Here is a 16993-nt window from a genome sequence, read left to right as displayed (position 1 = left end):
GCCCGATTGCAAGCCCCTGCCGCGGACCGGTTGACCTGCACCGGCCGGTATCTGACGGGCGGTGGGCACCGCGAACGGCCGTTCGGAGAGATCCGTGCCCGACAGGTCCCGATCGGTCCGACGCCCATTACGCTGACCGCCATGGAAGCCAGCCCCACCACGGCAACCGGCCCGGCCCCCACCCGGACCGCACCCGACCCCCGGCCGCGCCGCACCGGCTACCGACGGCTGCCCGTCGAACAGCGGCGCGAGCAGCTCATCGCGGTCGCCCTGGAGCTGTTCGCCGCCCGGCCGCCCGAGGAGGTCAGCCTGGACGACGTGGCCGAGGCCGCCGAGGCCTCCCGGCCACTGGTCTACCGCTACTTCGCCGGCGGCAAGCAGCAGCTGTACGAGGCCGCGCTGCGCACCGCGGCGGACGAGCTGACCAGCCGGTTCACCGTCCCGCCGGACGGCACGCCCTCCGAGCAGCTGGCGGCCGTGCTGGACGGGTACTTCGAGTTCGTGGCCGAGCACGAGGCCGGTTACTCGGCGCTGCTGCGCGGCGGCTCGGTGGTGGAGACGGCCCGCACCACGGCGATCGTGGACGACGTGCGGCGGATCGCGCTCAAGCGGACCGTGCGGCACCTCGGTGTGCGGGAGGCCGGGCCGCGGCTGACCCTGCTGGTGCGCTCGTGGATCGCGATGGTCGAGGGCGCGTCGCTGAGCTGGCTGGACGAGGGGCGCGCGCTGCCGGTGGCGGACCTGCGGGACTGGCTGGTGGACCAGTTCACGGCGATGGCGGCGGCGACGGCGCTGCACGATCCGCAGACCGCGCGGGTCCTGGCCTCGCTGCTGGCGCTGGACGGCCCGCGGACGGACCGGGCCGAGCGGCTGCGCGCGGTGCTGGGCGGGCCGCAGGAGTAGACGGTCCCGACCCCCGTGCCAAGGGTCGGGCGCGCGGAGGCTACGCCTTGCCGAGCACCTGGCGCTGGCGGCCGAGCCCGTCGATCTCGATCTCGACGACGTCGCCCGGGGCGAGGAACGGCGTGCCCGGGCGGCCCAGGGTGACTCCGGCCGGGGTGCCGGTGACGATCACGTCGCCGGGCTCCAGCACCATGAACTGGCTGGCGTACCGGACGAGTTCGAGCACCGGGAAGATCATCTCGGCGGTGTTGCCGTGCTGCCGCTGCTCGCCGTTGACCCAGAGCCGCAGCTCCAGCGCCTGCGGGTCGGCGACCTCGTCGGCGGTGACCAGCCAGGGCCCGAGCGGGGTGAAGGTCTCCGCCGACTTGCCCTTGTCCCACTGGCCGCCGCGCTCGAACTGGAAGGCCCGCTCGGTGACGTCGTTGGCGATGGTGTAGCCGGCGATCACCGCGGCGGCCTCGGCGTGCGAGTCCAGGTAGCGGGCGGTGCGGCCGATCACGATCGCCAGCTCGGCCTCGTAGTCGGTCTTCTCGCCGCCGCGCGGCACCAGCACCTCGTCGTACGGGCCGACGACGGTGGAGCTCGGCTTGAGGAAGATCACCGGCTCGTCCGGGATCGCCGCCCCGGCCTCGGCCGCGTGGTCGCGGTAGTTGAGCCCGATGCCGACCACCTTGCCGGGCCGGGCCACCGGCGCGCCCACCCGCAGGCCGTACAGGTCCACCACCGGGAGCACCCCCGCGGCCACCTCCCCGGCCAGTGCGGCGGTGTCCAGCCCGGCCAGGAAGGCCCCGTCGAGGTCACGGGCCCGCCCGGAGAGGTCGTACGCGGTGCCGTCCTCGCCCAGTACGACCGGACGCTCGGCGCCCGGGGGTCCGACGCGGAGGAGCTTCATCGATCCGTCACCAGCCTTTCGTCGCAGCTCACCGGGGCGGCGCGGACACCGCTCCCGAGTCTGGCAACGAGGTATATCAACGGCCCGGGGCGGCGGACCAGACCGTCTCGATGGGCGAGTTCCCATCAAAACCCACAGGTCTGCGGGGGCCCGAATCGGCGGCCCGTACGGTTGACACGCCCGGATCAGCCGCCCTGTGCGCCGCCGCCGAGCAGCACCCCCAGGCTCAGCTCCTCGCCCGCGTCCTCTCCTTCGCCGCCGAACCCGCCCGGGCCGAGCCGGTCCACCTCCCGCTGCCAGTGCGCGAGGTCGCGCCGGAGGTCGGCCCGGGCCTCCGGGGAGGCTCCGGGCTCCGTCGTCAGCGCGTCCAGCAGGGCGACGGCGGCGCCCCGGTCGCCGCCCCGGGCCAGCCAGAGGGCCAGGTCGTGGCAGGTGCGCAGGGTGCGCGGGTCGGTCGGGCCGCAGATCCGGGCGAAGTCGGGGACGAGCTCGCGCAGGATCCCCACGGCCTCCGCCGCACCGCCCTCGGCGCCGCGCTGCCAGGCCTGGTCGGCCCGGCGGCGCAGCTGCTCCGGGCTCGGGTCGTCCGGCCCCAGCATCCCGGGCCGGATCCGGCGCAGCCGCTCCAGCACCTCGGCGGCGTCGGCCGGCCGGTCGGCGGGCCGCTTGGCGAGCAGTTGGGCGACCAGGTCGGCCAGGGCCGGGTCGTGGCTGCGGATCCCGGGCGGGGTCGCCTCCAGGTGCTTGACCATGTACCCGTACGGCGAGTCGGCGTGGAACGGTCGCCGGCCCGTGCAGACCTCGTACAGCATCACGCCGAACGCGTAGAGGTCGGTCCGGCCGTCCACCGTGCCGCCGGACCAGCACTCGGGTGCCAGGTACGGGACGGTGCCCACCACGCTGCCGGTGGAGGTGAGCCCGGTGGACTGGGTGAGCAGCCGGGCGATGCCGAAGTCCAGCACCTTCGCGCGGTCCGCGCCCTCCGCGATCATGACGTTCTCGGGCTTGATGTCCCGGTGGACGACCCCGCTGCGATGCGCCGCGTCGAGCGCCTCGCAGACCTGCGCCATCCAGGCCAGCGCCCGCCCGTGGTCCGGCCGGCCGCCCTTGAGGATCGCGGACAGCGGACGGCCGCGGACCAGCTCCATCACCAGGTAGTGGATCTCCCCCGTACCGTCCGCGATCCGGCCGTAGTCGTGCACCGTGACGATGTGCGGGTTGGACAGACCGCCGGCCAGCCTGGCCTCCCGGACGAACCGCCCGACGGCCTCGGCGTCGGCGGCGTGCTCGGGCAGCAGCAGCTTGACCGCGACCTCCCGTTCCAGCCAGTCGTCGGTCGCCCGCCACACCTCGCCGAAGCCGCCCTTGCCCAGCCACTCGTCCAGCCGGAACCGGCCGTCGAGCACCTCGCCCTTCCGCATGTCCTCCCCCAACTCGACCGCGCCCGCACGTCGTTCGCCGTCGGATGGGCCACCCTAGCGGCGGCCGGGGACGAACGGGTGAACGACGCGGGGCCGGAGCCGCGGGTCGAGGGCGGGCGCGGGCTCGACTCCGAGCTCGGCTGAGGGCGCGGCCGCGGGCTCGGCGGCGAACCCGCGGCCGCGGCTCCGGGTCCGGCTACGGCTTGGGCTTGGGCAGGCCGGGCGGGTTGATCTCGGAGGTCTGCACCGCCTCGCCGTCCAGGCCCCAGCGCTTGAGCACCTGCCCGTACGTGCCGTTCCTGATCACCTCGTTGATCGCCTCGTTGAGCGCCCGGACCAGGCCGTTGTTCTTGTGGGTGGTCGCCGCGATCTTGCCGAGGACGTCCGCGCCGCCGCCCGAGTAGGTGCCGACCACCTCGGTCTGGCCGGTCTGCACGGCGTGGAAGGCCAGGCTCGGGTTGGGCCCGGTGTAGACGTCGATCCGGCCGGAGGAAAGGGCGAGGTAGTACTCGGTACCGGAGAAGTACTTGATGTCGATCGGCTTGAGGCCGTTGCGGACGTTCTCCTCGCTCCAGGAGAGCAGCAGCTTCTCCTGGTTGGTGCCGGTCGCCACCCCGACGGACCGGCCGGCCAGGTCCTTGGCGCCGGTGACCTTGAGGCCGCTGCCCTTCTTGGCCTCGAAGCCGAGGATGTCCAGCCGGTAGGTGGCGAAGTCGTACTTCTCCTTGCGCTCCTCGGTGACGGTGATGTTGGACAGGCCGACGTCGTACTTGCCGCTGTCCAGGCCGACGAAGATGTTCTCCCAGGAGACGGGGTTGAGCTCGACCTTGAGGCCGAGCACGTTGCCGATCAGCGAGGCGATGTCCGGCTCGACGCCGATGACGGTCTTGTCGTCGTCGGCGTAGAAGTCCAGCGGCGGGGTGGTGCCGATGGAGTCGACGACCTTCAGCGTGCCCCGCTTCCTGATCTCCTCCGGCACCAGCGCGGCGATCGCGTCGACCTTGCCGGTGGTCACCCGCTTCTGGTCGGCCGACAGGTTGACCACGGTGCCGTTCGGCGCGGTGCTGCCCTTGGCCGGGGCGAGGTCCGCCGCGGCGCCCGTGGCACCGCTGCCGCAGCCGGCCAGGGCGACGGCGGCGGCGAGCGCGGCGGCGGCGGTCACGAGGGCGCGACGGGGTAGGGACATGGCGGAACTCCTGATCGGTGAAGGGGACGTGCGGGTGTTCTGGGCCCCGTCTTCGCACCCCGCGGACGGGGGTCCGAGGACGGGCCTCAGAGGACCTTGGCCAGGAAGGCCCGGGTGCGCTCGTGCTGCGGCCGGTCCAGGACCTCGGCGGGCGGGCCCTGCTCGACCACCACGCCGCCGTCCATGAAGACGACGGTGTCGGCGACCTCGCGGGCGAAGCCGATCTCGTGGGTCACCACGACCATCGTGGTGCCGCTGCGGGCGAGGTCCTTGATGACGTCCAGCACCTCGCCGACCAGCTCCGGGTCGAGCGCCGAGGTCGGCTCGTCGAACAGCAGCACCTTCGGCTCCAGGGCGAGCGCCCGGGCGATGGCGACCCGCTGCTGCTGCCCGCCGGACAGCTGCCGGGGGTAGGCGGCGGACTTGTCGGCCAGCCCCACCCGTTCCAGCAGGGCCAGGGCCCTCGCCCTGGCCTCGGCCCGGGGGCGGCCCAGCGCGGCGATCGGCGCCTCGACCAGGTTCTCCAGCACGGTCAGGTGCGGGAACAGGTTGAAGTTCTGGAAGACGAAGCCGATGCCGGTGCGCTGGCGCAGCACCTCGCGCTCCTTGAGCTCGTACAGCCGGTCGCCGGAGCGCCGGTAGCCGATCAGCTCGCCGTCGATCGCGACGTAGCCGCGGTCGAGCTTCTCCAGGTGGTTGATCGCCCGCAGCAGGGTGGACTTGCCGGAGCCGGACGGGCCGAGCACCACGGTGACCGAGCCCGCCGGGACGTCCAGGTCGACGCCGCGCAGGACCTCCAGGGCGCCGAAGCTCTTGTGCAGGCCGCGGACCTGCACCATCGGCGCGGGCCCGGTCGCGGTCCCGGGATCCGTGGCGGTGGCGGTCTCGGTGCCGGTGCTGGTCAGGGCGGTCACGGGTTCCCTCCGGTGGTGCGGGCGGGCAGGCTGCGCAGGAAGGCCCGCAGGCGTTCCAGCGGGGTGGGCGGCGGGGTGCGCCGGGCTCCCCGGGAGAAGTGGCGCTCGACGTAGTACTGGCCGATCGACAGCACGGTGGTCAGCAGCACGTACCAGACCGTGGCGACCATCAGCAGCGGCACCACCCGGCCGGTCCGGCCGTAGATCACCTGGACCTGGTAGAACAGCTCGCCGATCGCCATCACGTACACCACCGAGGTGCCCTTGAGGAGCGAGACCACCTCGTTGGCGGCGGCCGGCAGGATGCCCCGCATCGCCTGGGGCAGCACGATCCGCAGGCCCTGCCGCCAGCGCGGGATGCCGAGCGCGGCGGCGGCCTCGCGCTGGCCGGCGTCCACCGCGACGATGCCGCCGCGGATGATCTCGGCGGCGAACGCGGCCTGGTGCAGCCCGAGCCCGAGCACCGCGGCGCCCAGCGCGCCGAGCACGCCGACCGTCTCGAACTCGCCGAAGGTCGGGCCGAACGGGATGCCGAAGCCGAACCGCTTGTAGAGGTAGGAGAGGTTGAACCAGAACACCAGCTGGACGATCAGCGGGATCGAACGGAACACCCAGACGTAGGCCCAGGCGATGGTCCGCAGGATCGCGCTGCGGGACAGTCGCATCGCGGCCACCACCGCGCCCAGCGCGAAGCCCAGCACGGTGCCGTAGGCGGTGAGTTCGAGCGTGCGGCCGATCGCCTGCAGGACGGTGTCGGCGGTGAAGAAGAGCCGGAAGGTGGCCCAGTCCCAGCCGGGGTTGACGACCAGGCCGTGGGCGAACTGGGCCAGCAGGACGAGTGCGGCGATCCCGACCGCCCAGCGCCACGGGTGCCGGGCGGGGACGGTCCGCAGGCCGTCCAGCTCCGCGGGATCGAGGCCGGGGGCCGGCCCGGGCGGGGGCGGTGGCGATCCGGCGCTGCCGGTGCCGAGCCGGCTTTCGGAGCTGACGGTGCTGACGGTACTGACGGTGCTGACGGTGCTGACGGTGTGGAGACTGCCGGCGGCGCCGGCGGTGCTGGGCGATCTGACGGTCATCGGGACTCCTTCGACGGGCCCTGCGCGGCTTCCGACGGGGCCGGGCCTCAGGGGTGTTCGGGCGGGCTGATCTGCGACTGCGGGATGGCCGAGTCGGTGATCCCCCACTTCCTGAGGATCCGCTGGTACGTCCCGTCCTTGATCAGCTGGTTGACCGCCGCCTGGAAGGCCGGGGTGAGCTCGGAGCCCTTCTTGAAGGCGAAGCCGACGTCCAACCGGTGGAACTCGTTGAGGAAGCGCACCCCGGCGGCGTCCTGCGCGGCCTGGTGGCGCAGGCCGTTGATGGTGGACATCTCGACGTCCACCCGGCCCTGCTGGAGGGCGGTCAGCAGCGCGCCGCTCTCGCTGAACGCCTTGACCTCGTACGGCTTCTTCCCGGCGTCGGTGCAGACGCCCTTCTTGCTGTTGAGCGTGGTCTCGAAGGTCGTGCCGGCGCCGGTGCCGACGGTCAGCCCGCAGAGCTGGGCCAGGTCGGTGATCGGCTGGACGGCGGTGTTGTCCTTCTTCACCGCGAAGCCCTGGCCGTCGTCGACGTAGGTGACGAAGTCGATGGTCTTCAGCCGCGCGGTGGTGACCCCGAAGTTGCCGGTGCCGACGTCGAACTTGCCGCTGTCCAGGGCGGGCAGGATGGTCTCGAAGGCGGCCTCCTCGCGCCGCACGGTCAGACCGAGCAGCTTGGCCACCGCGTCGGTGAAGTCCACGTCCACCCCGACGGGCTTGCGGCCGGCCTGGTCGGCGTAGAAGGCGCTGGGCGGGGTGCCGAAGGACGAGCCGAACGTCAGCACCCCGGCCGCCCGCACCTTCTCGGGCAGCAGCGCCGCCGCGGTCTCGGACCTGGCCAGGCCGGAGACGACGTCCTCGGCGGCGGCGGATCCGCCCGCCCCCGCCGCGCCCGCGATCTTCGGGTCCGAGCCGCACGCGGCCAGCGCCAGGACGGGCAGCAGCGCGGCGGCCGCGAGCAGGCGGCGGGAGGCGGTGGTGGTTCTCACGAGGGGCCTTTCAACGGGTCGGGACCAGGGCCGGCAGGGACTTCTCGAAGGGCAGCGGACCGATGGTCAGGGGGTCGGCGGTGACGTCGAACAGCGGGCGGTAGCCGGCGGCCAGGTAGAGGCCCCTGGCCTCGGGCTGGCGCGGGCCGGTGGTGAGGTAGATCCGGCGGTACCCGGCCGCGGCGGCCGTCCGCTCCAGCTCGGCCAGCACCCGGCGGGCCAGGCCCCGGCGGCGGTGCGCGGAGTGGGTCCACATCCGCTTCACCTCGGCGGTGTGCTCGTCGTACCGCTTGTACGCGCCGCCGGCCACCGGCTCACCGTCCTCCAGCAGGAGCAGCAGCACACCGTGCGGCTCGGCGAAGGCCTCACCGGGGTAGCGGCTCATCTCCTCGTGGGCACCGGGGCCGTAGCGGCTGACGTACTCGTGGGTGAGCTCGCGCAGCAGCGGCTCGACCAGCGGGTCGTCCAGGCCGGTCCTGCGGAACTCGCTGCGCGTGGCGTCGCTCACGCCTGCACCGCGATCAGCTGGTTGCGCTCGTGCACCGCCCGCGCCGCCGCCTCGGCCTTGGCGGCGTCCCGCTTGGCGACCTCCTCGCGGACGATCGGGATGACGTGGCGGCCGAAGTCGATCGCGTCGCCCAGCAGGTCGTAGCCGCGGGCGGAGAGGATGTCCACGCCCAGGTCGTAGTAGTCCAGCAGCGCCTGGGCGACCGTCTCCGGGGTGCCGACCAGTGCGTTGGAGTTGCCCGCCCCGCCGGTGGCCGCGGCGGTCGGCGTCCACAGCGCGCGGTCGTAGCGCTCGCCCGCCTCGGCGATCTCGATCAGCCGCTGGGAGCCGGTGTTCTCGGGTGCGGCGGTGACCGGGCGGCGGCGCGGGGCGAGCTCCCCGCTCTCCCGGCGGGCCCTGATCGCGGCCACCGTGCGGTGCGCCTTCTCCCAGGCCAGTTCCTCGGTCGGCGCGATGATCGGCCGGAACGCCACCTGGATCCGCGGCACGTCGGTCCGTCCGGCGGCCCGCGCCGCCTCCTTCACCCGCTCGATCTGCTCGGCGGTGCGGGCCAGCGGCTCGCCCCAGAGGCAGTAGATGTCCGCCTCGGCGCCGCCGGCCGCGTAGGCCGCGTCCGAGGAGCCGCCGAAGGAGACCGCCGGGCGCGGCTGCTGGACGGGGAAGACGTCGGACACGAAGTCGTTGAAGCGGTAGTGCGGGCCCTCGTGGTCGAAGGGCTCCCGGCTGGTCCAGGCCTTCTTCACGATCCCGATGTACTCGCGGGTGCGCTCGTAGCGCTGGTCCTTGGTGAGGAAGTCGCCCTCGCGCTGCTGCTCGTGGTCGGTGCCGCCGGTGATGAAGTGGACGGTCAGCCGGCCCTCGCTGATCTGGTCCAGGGTCGCGAAGGTCTTGGCGGCGAAGGTCGGGTAGGAGACGTTCGGCCGGTGCGCGAGCAGGATCTGCAGCCGGTCGAGGTGCGAGGCCAGGAAGGCCGCGGCGGCGGCCGGCTCCGGGGAGCCGGAGCCGTACGCGAAGAGCACCCGGTCCCAGCCGTGGTCCTCGTGCGCCCTGGCCAGTCGCAGGGTGTAGTCGCGGTCGAAGGCCGCGGTGGTGCGCGGGTGCGTCTCCGAACCGTCGGCGGTGGCGGCGATGCCGAGGAATTCGACGGGCATGGCGGAACCTTTCGGGTCTGGCGGGGCGGTCCGGTCGACCGCGGGCGGGCGGACCGGAGGCGGCCGCGGCGGGGCGGCCGTCGGGCACGTGACGGGGAAGCCGGAGGCGTACGGGAGGGGTGACTGCCGGAGCGCGGTGCGAGGTCGTCGGCGGGCAGCGGGGACCTGACGGGTCGTCGGTCGTCGACGACGGTCCCGGGCCGGAGCGGGGTGGGCCGAGGGAGGCTCCCCGCCGGGAGGTTCAGGCCGGACGGGCGGCCCGCTGCCCGGTCAGCCGCGACACGCCGCGGACCACACCCGACCGAAGTCGATGTGGTCGCGGGTGACCAGGGGCTGCTCGGCGTACATGTCCCCAAGTTGAGCAGTCGGCCGAGGAGTACGTCAACCACCCATCATTGCCGCACTGTTGCGATCTCCTGACACTTCTCCGAAGCGCTCCGGCCGACCTTGGCCGCGCCCCCCGGCCGCGCCCCGGCGGCCCTTGACAGCCGTCGATCGCGAATGCGTACGATCGGCGCGGAGTGCAGTGCGATCGCCGGCCGCGTTGAGGGACGCGGGCCGGCCCCCGAGACCCGCGTACGTGACCACCGCCGTGCCCCTCTCCCGCCCGCACTCCGCCCAGGAGCCGCCGCCATGGCCACCCCGCAGGACGTCCTGCCCGCCCCCGCCCCCGACCGGGCCCGCGCCACGAGCCCCGCCCCGCCGCCGGACCCCGGGCCCGACGCCCGGATCGTCGCCCGCCGCAAGCCCGGCCAGTGGACCGCCGCCGCGATCGCCCTGCTGCTGGCCGCGATGGCGGTCAACTCGGTGATCCGCAACCGGGCCTTCCAGTGGGGCGTGGTCGCCGACTGGTTCACCGCGCGGTCCGTGCTGAGCGGCCTGACCCTCACCCTGTGGCTGACCGCCGTCACCCTGGCGCTCGGGTTCGTCCTCGGCACCGTCCTCGCCGTCATGCGGCTGTCCGCCAATCCGGTGCTGCGCACCCTCGCCTGGGGCTACATCTGGATCTTCCGGTCCACCCCGCCGCTGGTGCAGCTGCTGTTCTTCTTCAACATCGGCGCGCTCTACCCGACGCTCGGCCTGGGCATCCCGTTCGGCCCCGAGTTCGTCACCGTGAAGACCGTCAACCTGATCGGCCCGACGCTGACGGCCGTCATCGGCCTCACCCTGCTGGAGACGGCCTACGCCGCCGAGGTGGTCCGCGGCGGCATCCTCTCCGTCGACCGCGGCCAGCTCGAGGCGGCGGCCGCCCTCGGGCTGGGCCGCGGGCGGGTACTGCGCCGGATCGTGGTGCCGCAGGCGATGCGCGCGATCGTGCCGTCCGCCGGGAACATGCTGATCGGCGCGCTCAAGGGCACCAGCATCGTCAGCGTGCTGGCCGTCTCCGACCTGCTCTACTCGGTGCAACTGGTCTACCTGCAGTCCTACCAGGTCATCCCGATGCTGGTGGTCGCCACCCTCTGGTACCTGGTGGTCACCACCGTGCTGTCCGTCGGGCAGTACTACGTCGAACGGCACTTCGCCAGGGGCGCCAGCCGGGACGGCCTGCCGCCCACGCCGCTGCAGCGCGCCCGCGCGGCCTTCGCCAAGGTGGTGCGGGCATGACGGCCCTGGTCATCGTCGGTGCCGGCCCCCGCGGCACCGGGCTGCTGGAGCGGATCGCCGCCAACGCCGCCGAACTCCTGCCCGCCGAAAGGCCGTTGGACATCCACCTGGTCGACCCGTACCCGCCCGGAGCGGGCCGGATCTGGCGCCGCGAGCAGTCCCCGCTGCTGCGGATGAACTCGATGGCCGAGGACGTCACCATGTTCACCGACCAGAGCTCCACCATCGAGGGCCCGGTCCGCCCAGGCCCCTCGCTCGCCGAATGGGCCCCGCGGCGGCGCGAGTTCGCGCCCTACCGGGAGGTCGCCGACCCGGACGTACGGGCCGAGCTGGACGCCCTGTCCCCCACCGACTTCCCCACCCGGCGTGCCCAGAGCGCCTACCTGGACTGGGTGTTCCGCCGCGCCGTCGCCGACCTTCCGCCGCACGTCACCGTCACCGTCCACCGGGACACCGTCCACCGCCTCGACGGCCCGGCCGACGGCCCGCAGACCGTCCACCTCACCGACCGGACGCTCACCGCCGACCACGTCGCCCTCACCCTCGGCCACCTCGACTCCGCTCCGCACCCGCGCCACGACGCCGACGCCGAGTTCGCCGCCCGGCACCGCCGCTTCCACCTCCCGCCGGCCTACTCCGCCGACGTGGAGGCCGAGTTGGCCGCCATCGCCCCGGGCGAGCAGGTGGTGGTGCGCGGCATGGGCCTCGCCTCCGTCGACCTCGTCGCCCTGCTCACCGAGGGCCGCGGCGGCCGCTTCGAACCCTCCGGGGACGGTCCGGGCCTGCGCTACCGCCCGTCCGGCCGCGAACCGGTGCTCCACCTCGGCTCCCGGCGCGGCGTGCCGTACCACTCCAAGACCGACTACCGGCTCCAGGGGCCGCCCGCGCCGCTGCCCCGGTACTTCGACGCGGCCGCCGTGGACGCCCTGCTCGCCACCGGTCGGCCGCTCGAACTGCGCCGCGACGTCTGGCCGTTGATGGCCAAGGAAGTCGGCTTCGGGCACTACCACGAGCTGTTCCACGCCCACCCCGAGCGCACCGCGCTGCCCTGGCCCGAGTTCCTGGCCCGCTACGACCGGCACGGCTGGTACTCCTCCGAACTCGCCGCCCTCGTCACCGAGGCCGTCCCCGACCCGGCCGACCGGCTCGACTTCGAGCGGCTCGACCACCCCCTGGCCGGGCTCGAACTCGGCTCCGCCGAGGAACTCCAGGCCCACCTGCGGGGCTACATCACCGCCGACGCCGACCGCCGGCGCGACCCGGCGCACAGCGCCGACCTCGGCGCGTTCCTCGCCCTGCTCTCCCTGTTCGGCCGGCTCCCCCGGGTGCTCGCCAGCGGCCGGCTCACCGCCCGCTCGGTCGCCGAGGAGGTGGACGAGTGGTTCTTCGGCTTCTTCAGCTTCCTCGCCTCCGGTCCGCCCGGCTTCCGGCTGCGCCAGCTGCTCGCCCTCTCCGAGGCCGGAGTGGTGCGCTTCCTCGGCGCCGGCGTACGGGTCGAGCGGGACGAGGCCACCGGCACCTGGCGGGCCACCGGCGCCACCGTGCCCGGCCACACCGTCACCGCCACGGCGCTGGTCGAGGGGTACCTGCCGAAGCACGCGCTCTCCCGCACCCTCGACCCCGTCCTGCGCCAACTGCACCGCGCCGGACGGCTCGTGGAGGAGGTGGTCAGCGACGGCGAACACACCCACCGCTCCGGCCTGGTCACCATCGCCCCCGCCGACAGCCGGCTGCTCGACCCCGCCCTCGGCGGCGCCCCGCACCCCCGCCGCACCGCACTCGGCCCGCACACCAGCCTGCGCTCGGCGGCCGCCTTCGCCCGGCCGCGCACCGACGCCCCGGCGTTCCGGCAGAACGACGCCACCGCCCGGGCGCTGCTCCGGGCCCTGGCCGCACTCCCGGCGGCACCGGCGCTGGCGGCGTGACGGTGCGTGCCGCGCGGACGGTGCGGGCGGTGCGGGCGGTGCGCGCGGCGCGGGCCGTCCGTGCGGCGCGGGCGGTGCGCGCTCGGGGGCCGCGCCGCCTCAGGGGCCGAAGATCTCCTCCACCAGGTCCTCGTCCGAGACGTGGTCGGGGGCCTCGAACACCACGTCGGCGGCGCCCTTCAGGCCCATCCCGCGCTCGAACGCGTTGATGCAGCCGCGGGCTTCCTGGTCGGTGGCGAAGTCCCACACCCGCAGCCGCCGGACCAGCACCAGCGCCTCGATCCGGCTCATCCGCGGCGCCCGGCGCCTCACCGGCCCCTTGCGGCCGGCCTGGGCGAGGCGCTGCTGGTAGCCGGCCAGCTGCTGCCAGGCCTGGAGGGTGCTCGGGTGGTGCTCGCCGAACGCGCGGGCGAGGTCGGGCAGCAGCGCGTGCAGCAGCGCCACCGCGCTCTGCAGGTCGCCTCGGTCGGCGTGGTGGACGGCGACGTCGTGCCGCGCCTTCAGGACCCGGCCGTCCAGCGCGCCCCAGACGGCGTGGAGGTCCGGGAGGAGTTCGTTCATCAGCCGGATCGCCGTCACCACCGAGCCGCTCTCGCCGATGCACCACACCAGGTGGTGGCGGGCGCCCAGGGTGTCCGGATCGGTCGCGCCGAGCGCCGCGCGCATGTCCTCCACCAGGGCGGACAGCAGCCGGATCGCGCCGTCCAGGTCCCCGGTCCGGCTGAGGTACCAGGCGAAGTCCCGCCAGGTGCAGAGGGTGTCGCGGTCGGCCGCGCCCAGCGCGGTGACGCACTCCTGGGCGATCGCCTGGAGCTGGATCGCCGCCTCACCGGGTGTCGCGGCCCGGTAGGCGGCCGTACGGCGCTCGCGCAGCCCGGCCCGTACGGCCTCGGCGGACGGCGGGGCGGCGACCACCGGCGGGGTGGTCAACGGCGACAGCACCGACGGCGCGGGCACCACCGGCGCAGCAGGCGGCACCGGCGCAGCAGGCGGCACGGGCGCAGCGGGCGGCACCGGCGCAGCGGGCGGCACCGGCGCAGCGGGCGACACGGGCGCAGCGGGCGGGACGGCCGGAGGTGCCGGCGGCGGGGCCGGGAGCGGCGGCTGCGCCGGGGGCGGCGGCGCCGCCGGTTCCGCCAGCCGCCGCTCGACCGCACGCGCGTCGGCCGGCCGGTCCGCCGGGTCCTTGGCCAGCAGCTCCGCGACCAGCCCCGCCACCTGCGGCGGCAGCCCGAACCGGGCCGGGTCCAGCGGCGCCGGCGGCTCGTTGAGGTGCTGGTACATCAGCACCGGCGTCGAGTCCCCGGTGAACGGCCGTGCTCCGGTGAACAGTTCGACCAGCACGCAGCCGAGCGCGTAGAGGTCGGCCCGCCCGTCCACCCGGCCGCCCGTCCACCGCTCGGGCGCCATGTACGCCGGACTGCCGACGATGGTCCCGGTGGTGGTCAGTCCGCCCGCGCCGGTGTCCAGTTGGGCGATCCCGAAGTCCAGCACCTTCAGGTGCCCGGCGTCGGTGATCATGATGTTGTCCGGCTTGATGTCCCGGTGCACCATGCCCGCGTCGTGCGCGGCCGCCAGCGCGGCGCTGATCTGGCGCCCCCAGCGCAGGCTGAGCGCGGGCTCGGGCACGCCCGCCCGCAGCACCTCGGTCAGGGTGCGGCCGGTGAGCAGCTCCATCACCAGGTAGGTGACCTCCTGGCCGGCGAGCTCGCACTGTCCGAGGTCGTGCACGGTGACGATGTGCGGGTGGGAGAGGTTTCCGGCCGCGCCGGCCTCCCGGACGAAGCGCAGCGCGGCCTTCGCGTGGTCGCCGCCGTGGTGCCCGATGACCTTGACCGCCACCGGCCGTCCCACCCGGGTGTCCTGGGCCCGCCACACCACCCCGAAGCCGCCCTGTCCGAGCTTCTCCCGCAGCTCGTACCGGCCGTCGAGGACGTCACCGACTCGCACGCGCCCCTCCCCTCCCGTCAGGACGTCCGTCCCGTCATGACGCCCAGACTCTACCGACGGCCCTCCCGCCGGCCCGGCCCAGGTGGAAGGATGGGCGCGGGCCCCGCGACGGTGCGGCGGCTCGCACCAGCAGAGCCCGAGGAGCGCAGTCATGGCCAAGCAGGCCCCGCAGAGCGACCCGGCGCAGGACGCCCCCGAGGTGTCCGCGCCCCAGCACGCGGCCGCCGGTCTGCCCGCCGTCGGCCACAGTCTGCGGATGGCCGCCGAGCAGATGGGTGCCCGCCGCACCCTCGCCACCCTGCTGAAGGTCAACCAGCCGAACGGTTTCGACTGCCCCGGCTGCGCCTGGCCCGAGCCGGACCGGACGCACACCGCCGAGTTCTGCGAGAACGGCGCCAAGGCCGTGGCCGAGGAGGCCACCGAGCGCCGGATCCGGGCCGAGTTCTTCGCCGCCCATCCGGTCGCCGAGCTCGCCGAGCGCTCCGGCTACTGGCTCGGCCAGCAGGGCCGGCTCACCCAGCCGATGCTGCTCGACGAGGGCGCCACCCACTACACGCCGGTCTCCTGGGACGACGCCTTCGCGCTGATCGCCGAGGAGTTGCGCGCGCTGGACACCCCGGACGGCGCCGCCTTCTACACCTCCGGCCGCACCAGCAACGAGGCCGCCTTCGCGTACCAGCTGTTCGCCCGGCGCCTGGGCACCAACAACCTGCCGGACTGCTCCAACATGTGCCACGAGTCCTCCGGTTCGGCGCTCACCGAGACGCTCGGCGTCGGCAAGGGCAGCGTGAGCCTCAAGGACCTCTACCAGGCCGACCTGATCATCGTGGCGGGGCAGAACCCGGGCACCAACCACCCCCGGATGCTCTCCGCGCTGGAGCGCGCCAAGCGGGCGGGCGCGACCATCGTCAGCGTGAACCCGCTGCCGGAGGCGGGCCTGGAGCGGTTCAAGAACCCGCAGCACGCGCGCGGGCTGGTCGGCCACGGCACCAAGCTGACCGACCTCTTCCTGCAGATCCGCCTCGGCGGGGACCTCGCGCTGTTCCGCGCGCTCAACCGGATCATCCTGGAGCAGGACGGCGTCGACCGCGCCTTCGTGGCCGAACACTGCCACGGCTTCGAGGAGTTCGAGGAGCAGGCGCTCAAGACCGAGCCCGCGGACGTGCTGGCCGCGACCGGCCTGCCCTGGGAGCAGATCGAGGAGCTGGGCCGCCTGGTGCTGGCCTCCGAGAAGGTGATCGTCTGCTGGGCGATGGGCCTCACCCAGCACAAGCACGCCGTCCCCACCATCCGCGAGGTGGTCAACTTCCTGCTGCTGCGCGGCAACGTGGGCCGCCCGGGCGCCGGGGTCTGCCCGGTGCGCGGGCACAGCAACGTCCAGGGCGACCGGACGATGGGCATCTTCGAGCGGCCGACGGCGGCCTTCCTCGACGCCCTGGGCAGGGAGTTCGCCTTCGAGCCGCCGCGCGCGCACGGCTACGACTCGGTGGACACCATCCGCGCGATGCGCGACGGCAAGGTCAAGGTGTTCTTCGCGATGGGCGGCAACTTCGTCGCCGCCACCCCGGACACCGAGGTCACCGAGGCCGCGATGCGCCGCTGCCGGCTGACCGTGCACGTCTCCACCAAGCTCAACCGCTCGCACGTGGTCACCGGCGCGCGCGCCCTGATCCTGCCCACCCTCGGCCGCACCGACCGGGACGTCACGGCGCACGGCCCCCAGTTCGTGTCGGTCGAGGACTCGATGGGCCAGGTCCACGCCTCCCGCGGCGGCCTGCGCCCGCCCGCGCCCGGCCTGCTCTCCGAGACGGCGATCATCTGCCGCCTGGCCCGTACCGTCCTCGGGCCGCAGGACAGCGTGCCGTGGGAGGACTTCGCCTCCGACTACGACACCCTGCGGGCCCGGATCGCCCGGGTCGTGCCCGGCTTCGAGGACTACAACGAGAAGGTCCGCCGCCCCGGCGGCTTCACCCTCCCGCACGGCCCGCGCGACTCCCGCACCTTCCCGACCGCGACCGGCAAGGCCAACTTCACGGTCAACCCGCTGTGCGCGCCCGAGGTCCCGCCGGGCCGGCTGCTGTTGCAGACGCTGCGCTCCCACGACCAGTACAACACCACGGTCTACGGCCTCGACGACCGCTACCGCGGCATCCGGGGCGGCCGCCGGGTGGTGCTGGTGAACCCGGCCGACGCCGCCGAGCTCGGCCTGGCCGAGGGCCAGTACGTCGACCTGGTGAGCGAGTGGACGGACGGCACCGAGCGCCGCGCCCCGCACTTCCGCGTCGTCCACTACCCCGTGGCCCGCGCGGGCGCCGCGGCCTACTACCCGGAGACCAACGTCCTGGTGCCGCTCGACTCCACGGCCGACATCAGCAACACCCCCACGTCCAAGGCCGTCGTCATCCGCTTCGAACCCGACTCGGGCGGGGGCGGGGAGCGGGCCGAGCGGAACTGACGGGCCGAGCAGCACGGA

At 74.1% G+C, this 16993-nt stretch carries 13 protein-coding genes; 4 read left to right on the top strand and 9 right to left on the bottom strand.

Annotated features, from left to right (window positions below; translation table 11 throughout):
- The first annotated feature begins 141 nt into the window (after positions 1 to 141).
- Positions 142 to 903, top strand: a complete 762-nt coding sequence (locus tag ACGF07_RS01770; protein ID WP_350737836.1) for a TetR/AcrR family transcriptional regulator — start codon at positions 142 to 144, stop codon at positions 901 to 903.
- Positions 904 to 943: 40 nt separating this feature from the next.
- On the opposite strand, the gene ACGF07_RS01765 is transcribed toward ACGF07_RS01770, so the two are convergent.
- The 8 genes from ACGF07_RS01765 to ACGF07_RS01730 all read right to left on the bottom strand — a co-directional run bounded on the left by ACGF07_RS01765 (position 944) and on the right by ACGF07_RS01730 (position 9040).
- Positions 944 to 1795: a fumarylacetoacetate hydrolase family protein gene (locus tag ACGF07_RS01765; RefSeq protein ID WP_350737839.1), complete on the bottom strand. Its 852-nt coding sequence runs from the start codon at positions 1793 to 1795 to the stop codon at positions 944 to 946.
- 185 nt (positions 1796 to 1980) lie between these two features.
- The gene (locus ACGF07_RS01760) at positions 1981 to 3216 is read right to left on the bottom strand and encodes a protein kinase (protein ID WP_392894512.1); all 1236 of its coding nucleotides are present in this window, start codon (positions 3214 to 3216) and stop codon (positions 1981 to 1983) included.
- Positions 3217 to 3412: 196 nt separating this feature from the next.
- Entirely contained in the window at positions 3413 to 4402 is a 990-nt protein-coding gene (locus ACGF07_RS01755; protein ID WP_392894511.1) for an ABC transporter substrate-binding protein, read from the bottom strand.
- Positions 4403 to 4488: 86 nt separating this feature from the next.
- On the bottom strand, positions 4489 to 5241 hold the full coding sequence (locus ACGF07_RS01750) for an amino acid ABC transporter ATP-binding protein (protein ID WP_350737878.1): 753 nt from the start codon (positions 5239 to 5241) through the stop codon (positions 4489 to 4491).
- Between the two features lie 71 nt (positions 5242 to 5312).
- Entirely contained in the window at positions 5313 to 6392 is a 1080-nt protein-coding gene (locus ACGF07_RS01745) for an amino acid ABC transporter permease (RefSeq protein WP_392894509.1), read from the bottom strand.
- 47 nt (positions 6393 to 6439) lie between these two features.
- On the bottom strand, positions 6440 to 7381 hold the full coding sequence (locus tag ACGF07_RS01740; RefSeq protein ID WP_392894507.1) for an ABC transporter substrate-binding protein: 942 nt from the start codon (positions 7379 to 7381) through the stop codon (positions 6440 to 6442).
- A gap of 10 nt (positions 7382 to 7391) precedes the next feature.
- On the bottom strand, positions 7392 to 7889 hold the full coding sequence (locus tag ACGF07_RS01735) for a GNAT family N-acetyltransferase (protein ID WP_350737854.1): 498 nt from the start codon (positions 7887 to 7889) through the stop codon (positions 7392 to 7394).
- The gene (locus tag ACGF07_RS01730) at positions 7886 to 9040 is read right to left on the bottom strand and encodes an LLM class flavin-dependent oxidoreductase (RefSeq protein WP_392894505.1); all 1155 of its coding nucleotides are present in this window, start codon (positions 9038 to 9040) and stop codon (positions 7886 to 7888) included. Before ACGF07_RS01730 ends, ACGF07_RS01735 begins: the two co-directional genes overlap by 4 nt.
- A gap of 633 nt (positions 9041 to 9673) precedes the next feature.
- Between ACGF07_RS01730 and ACGF07_RS01725 the strand changes: the two genes are divergently transcribed.
- Positions 9674 to 10645: an amino acid ABC transporter permease gene (locus tag ACGF07_RS01725; RefSeq protein ID WP_392894503.1), complete on the top strand. Its 972-nt coding sequence runs from the start codon at positions 9674 to 9676 to the stop codon at positions 10643 to 10645.
- Positions 10642 to 12570 carry an FAD/NAD(P)-binding protein gene (locus ACGF07_RS01720; RefSeq protein ID WP_392894502.1) on the top strand — a complete coding sequence of 643 codons (1929 nt, stop codon included), beginning with the start codon at positions 10642 to 10644 and terminating at the stop codon, positions 12568 to 12570. The genes ACGF07_RS01725 and ACGF07_RS01720 overlap by 4 nt, the downstream gene beginning before the upstream one ends.
- Before the next feature lie 99 nt (positions 12571 to 12669).
- Here the strand turns inward: ACGF07_RS01720 and ACGF07_RS01715 are convergent, their stop codons facing one another.
- Positions 12670 to 14520, bottom strand: coding sequence for a protein kinase (locus ACGF07_RS01715; RefSeq protein ID WP_392894500.1), 1851 nt, complete (start codon positions 14518 to 14520; stop codon positions 12670 to 12672).
- A gap of 151 nt (positions 14521 to 14671) precedes the next feature.
- On the opposite strand from ACGF07_RS01715, the gene ACGF07_RS01710 reads away from it, so the two are divergent.
- The gene (locus ACGF07_RS01710) at positions 14672 to 16975 is read left to right on the top strand and encodes an FdhF/YdeP family oxidoreductase (protein ID WP_392894499.1); all 2304 of its coding nucleotides are present in this window, start codon (positions 14672 to 14674) and stop codon (positions 16973 to 16975) included.
- Positions 16976 to 16993 lie beyond the last annotated feature (18 nt).

The sequence above is a fragment of the Kitasatospora sp. NPDC048194 genome (genome assembly GCF_043202455.1).
In the GTDB taxonomy this organism is placed as follows: Bacteria; Actinomycetota; Actinomycetes; order Streptomycetales; family Streptomycetaceae; genus Kitasatospora.
The sequence above is the reverse complement of the archived record's forward strand: the minus strand, read 5'-3'. Positions and strand labels throughout refer to the sequence as shown.

Excerpts from the sequence above, each read along its gene's own strand:
- ACGF07_RS01725 (WP_392894503.1), top strand. The coding sequence starts at position 9,674 with ATGGCCACCCCGCAGGACGTCCTGCCCGCCCCCGCCCCCGACCGGGCC.
- ACGF07_RS01770 (WP_350737836.1), top strand. The coding sequence starts at position 142 with ATGGAAGCCAGCCCCACCACGGCAACCGGCCCGGCCCCCACCCGGACC.
- ACGF07_RS01720 (WP_392894502.1), top strand. The coding sequence starts at position 10,642 with ATGACGGCCCTGGTCATCGTCGGTGCCGGCCCCCGCGGCACCGGGCTG.
- ACGF07_RS01745 (WP_392894509.1), bottom strand. The coding sequence starts at position 6,392 with ATGACCGTCAGATCGCCCAGCACCGCCGGCGCCGCCGGCAGTCTCCAC.
- ACGF07_RS01730 (WP_392894505.1), bottom strand. The coding sequence starts at position 9,040 with ATGCCCGTCGAATTCCTCGGCATCGCCGCCACCGCCGACGGTTCGGAG.
- ACGF07_RS01710 (WP_392894499.1), top strand. The coding sequence starts at position 14,672 with ATGGCCAAGCAGGCCCCGCAGAGCGACCCGGCGCAGGACGCCCCCGAG.
- ACGF07_RS01765 (WP_350737839.1), bottom strand. The coding sequence starts at position 1,795 with ATGAAGCTCCTCCGCGTCGGACCCCCGGGCGCCGAGCGTCCGGTCGTA.
- ACGF07_RS01750 (WP_350737878.1), bottom strand. The coding sequence starts at position 5,241 with ATGGTGCAGGTCCGCGGCCTGCACAAGAGCTTCGGCGCCCTGGAGGTC.
- ACGF07_RS01760 (WP_392894512.1), bottom strand. The coding sequence starts at position 3,216 with ATGCGGAAGGGCGAGGTGCTCGACGGCCGGTTCCGGCTGGACGAGTGG.
- ACGF07_RS01755 (WP_392894511.1), bottom strand. The coding sequence starts at position 4,402 with ATGTCCCTACCCCGTCGCGCCCTCGTGACCGCCGCCGCCGCGCTCGCC.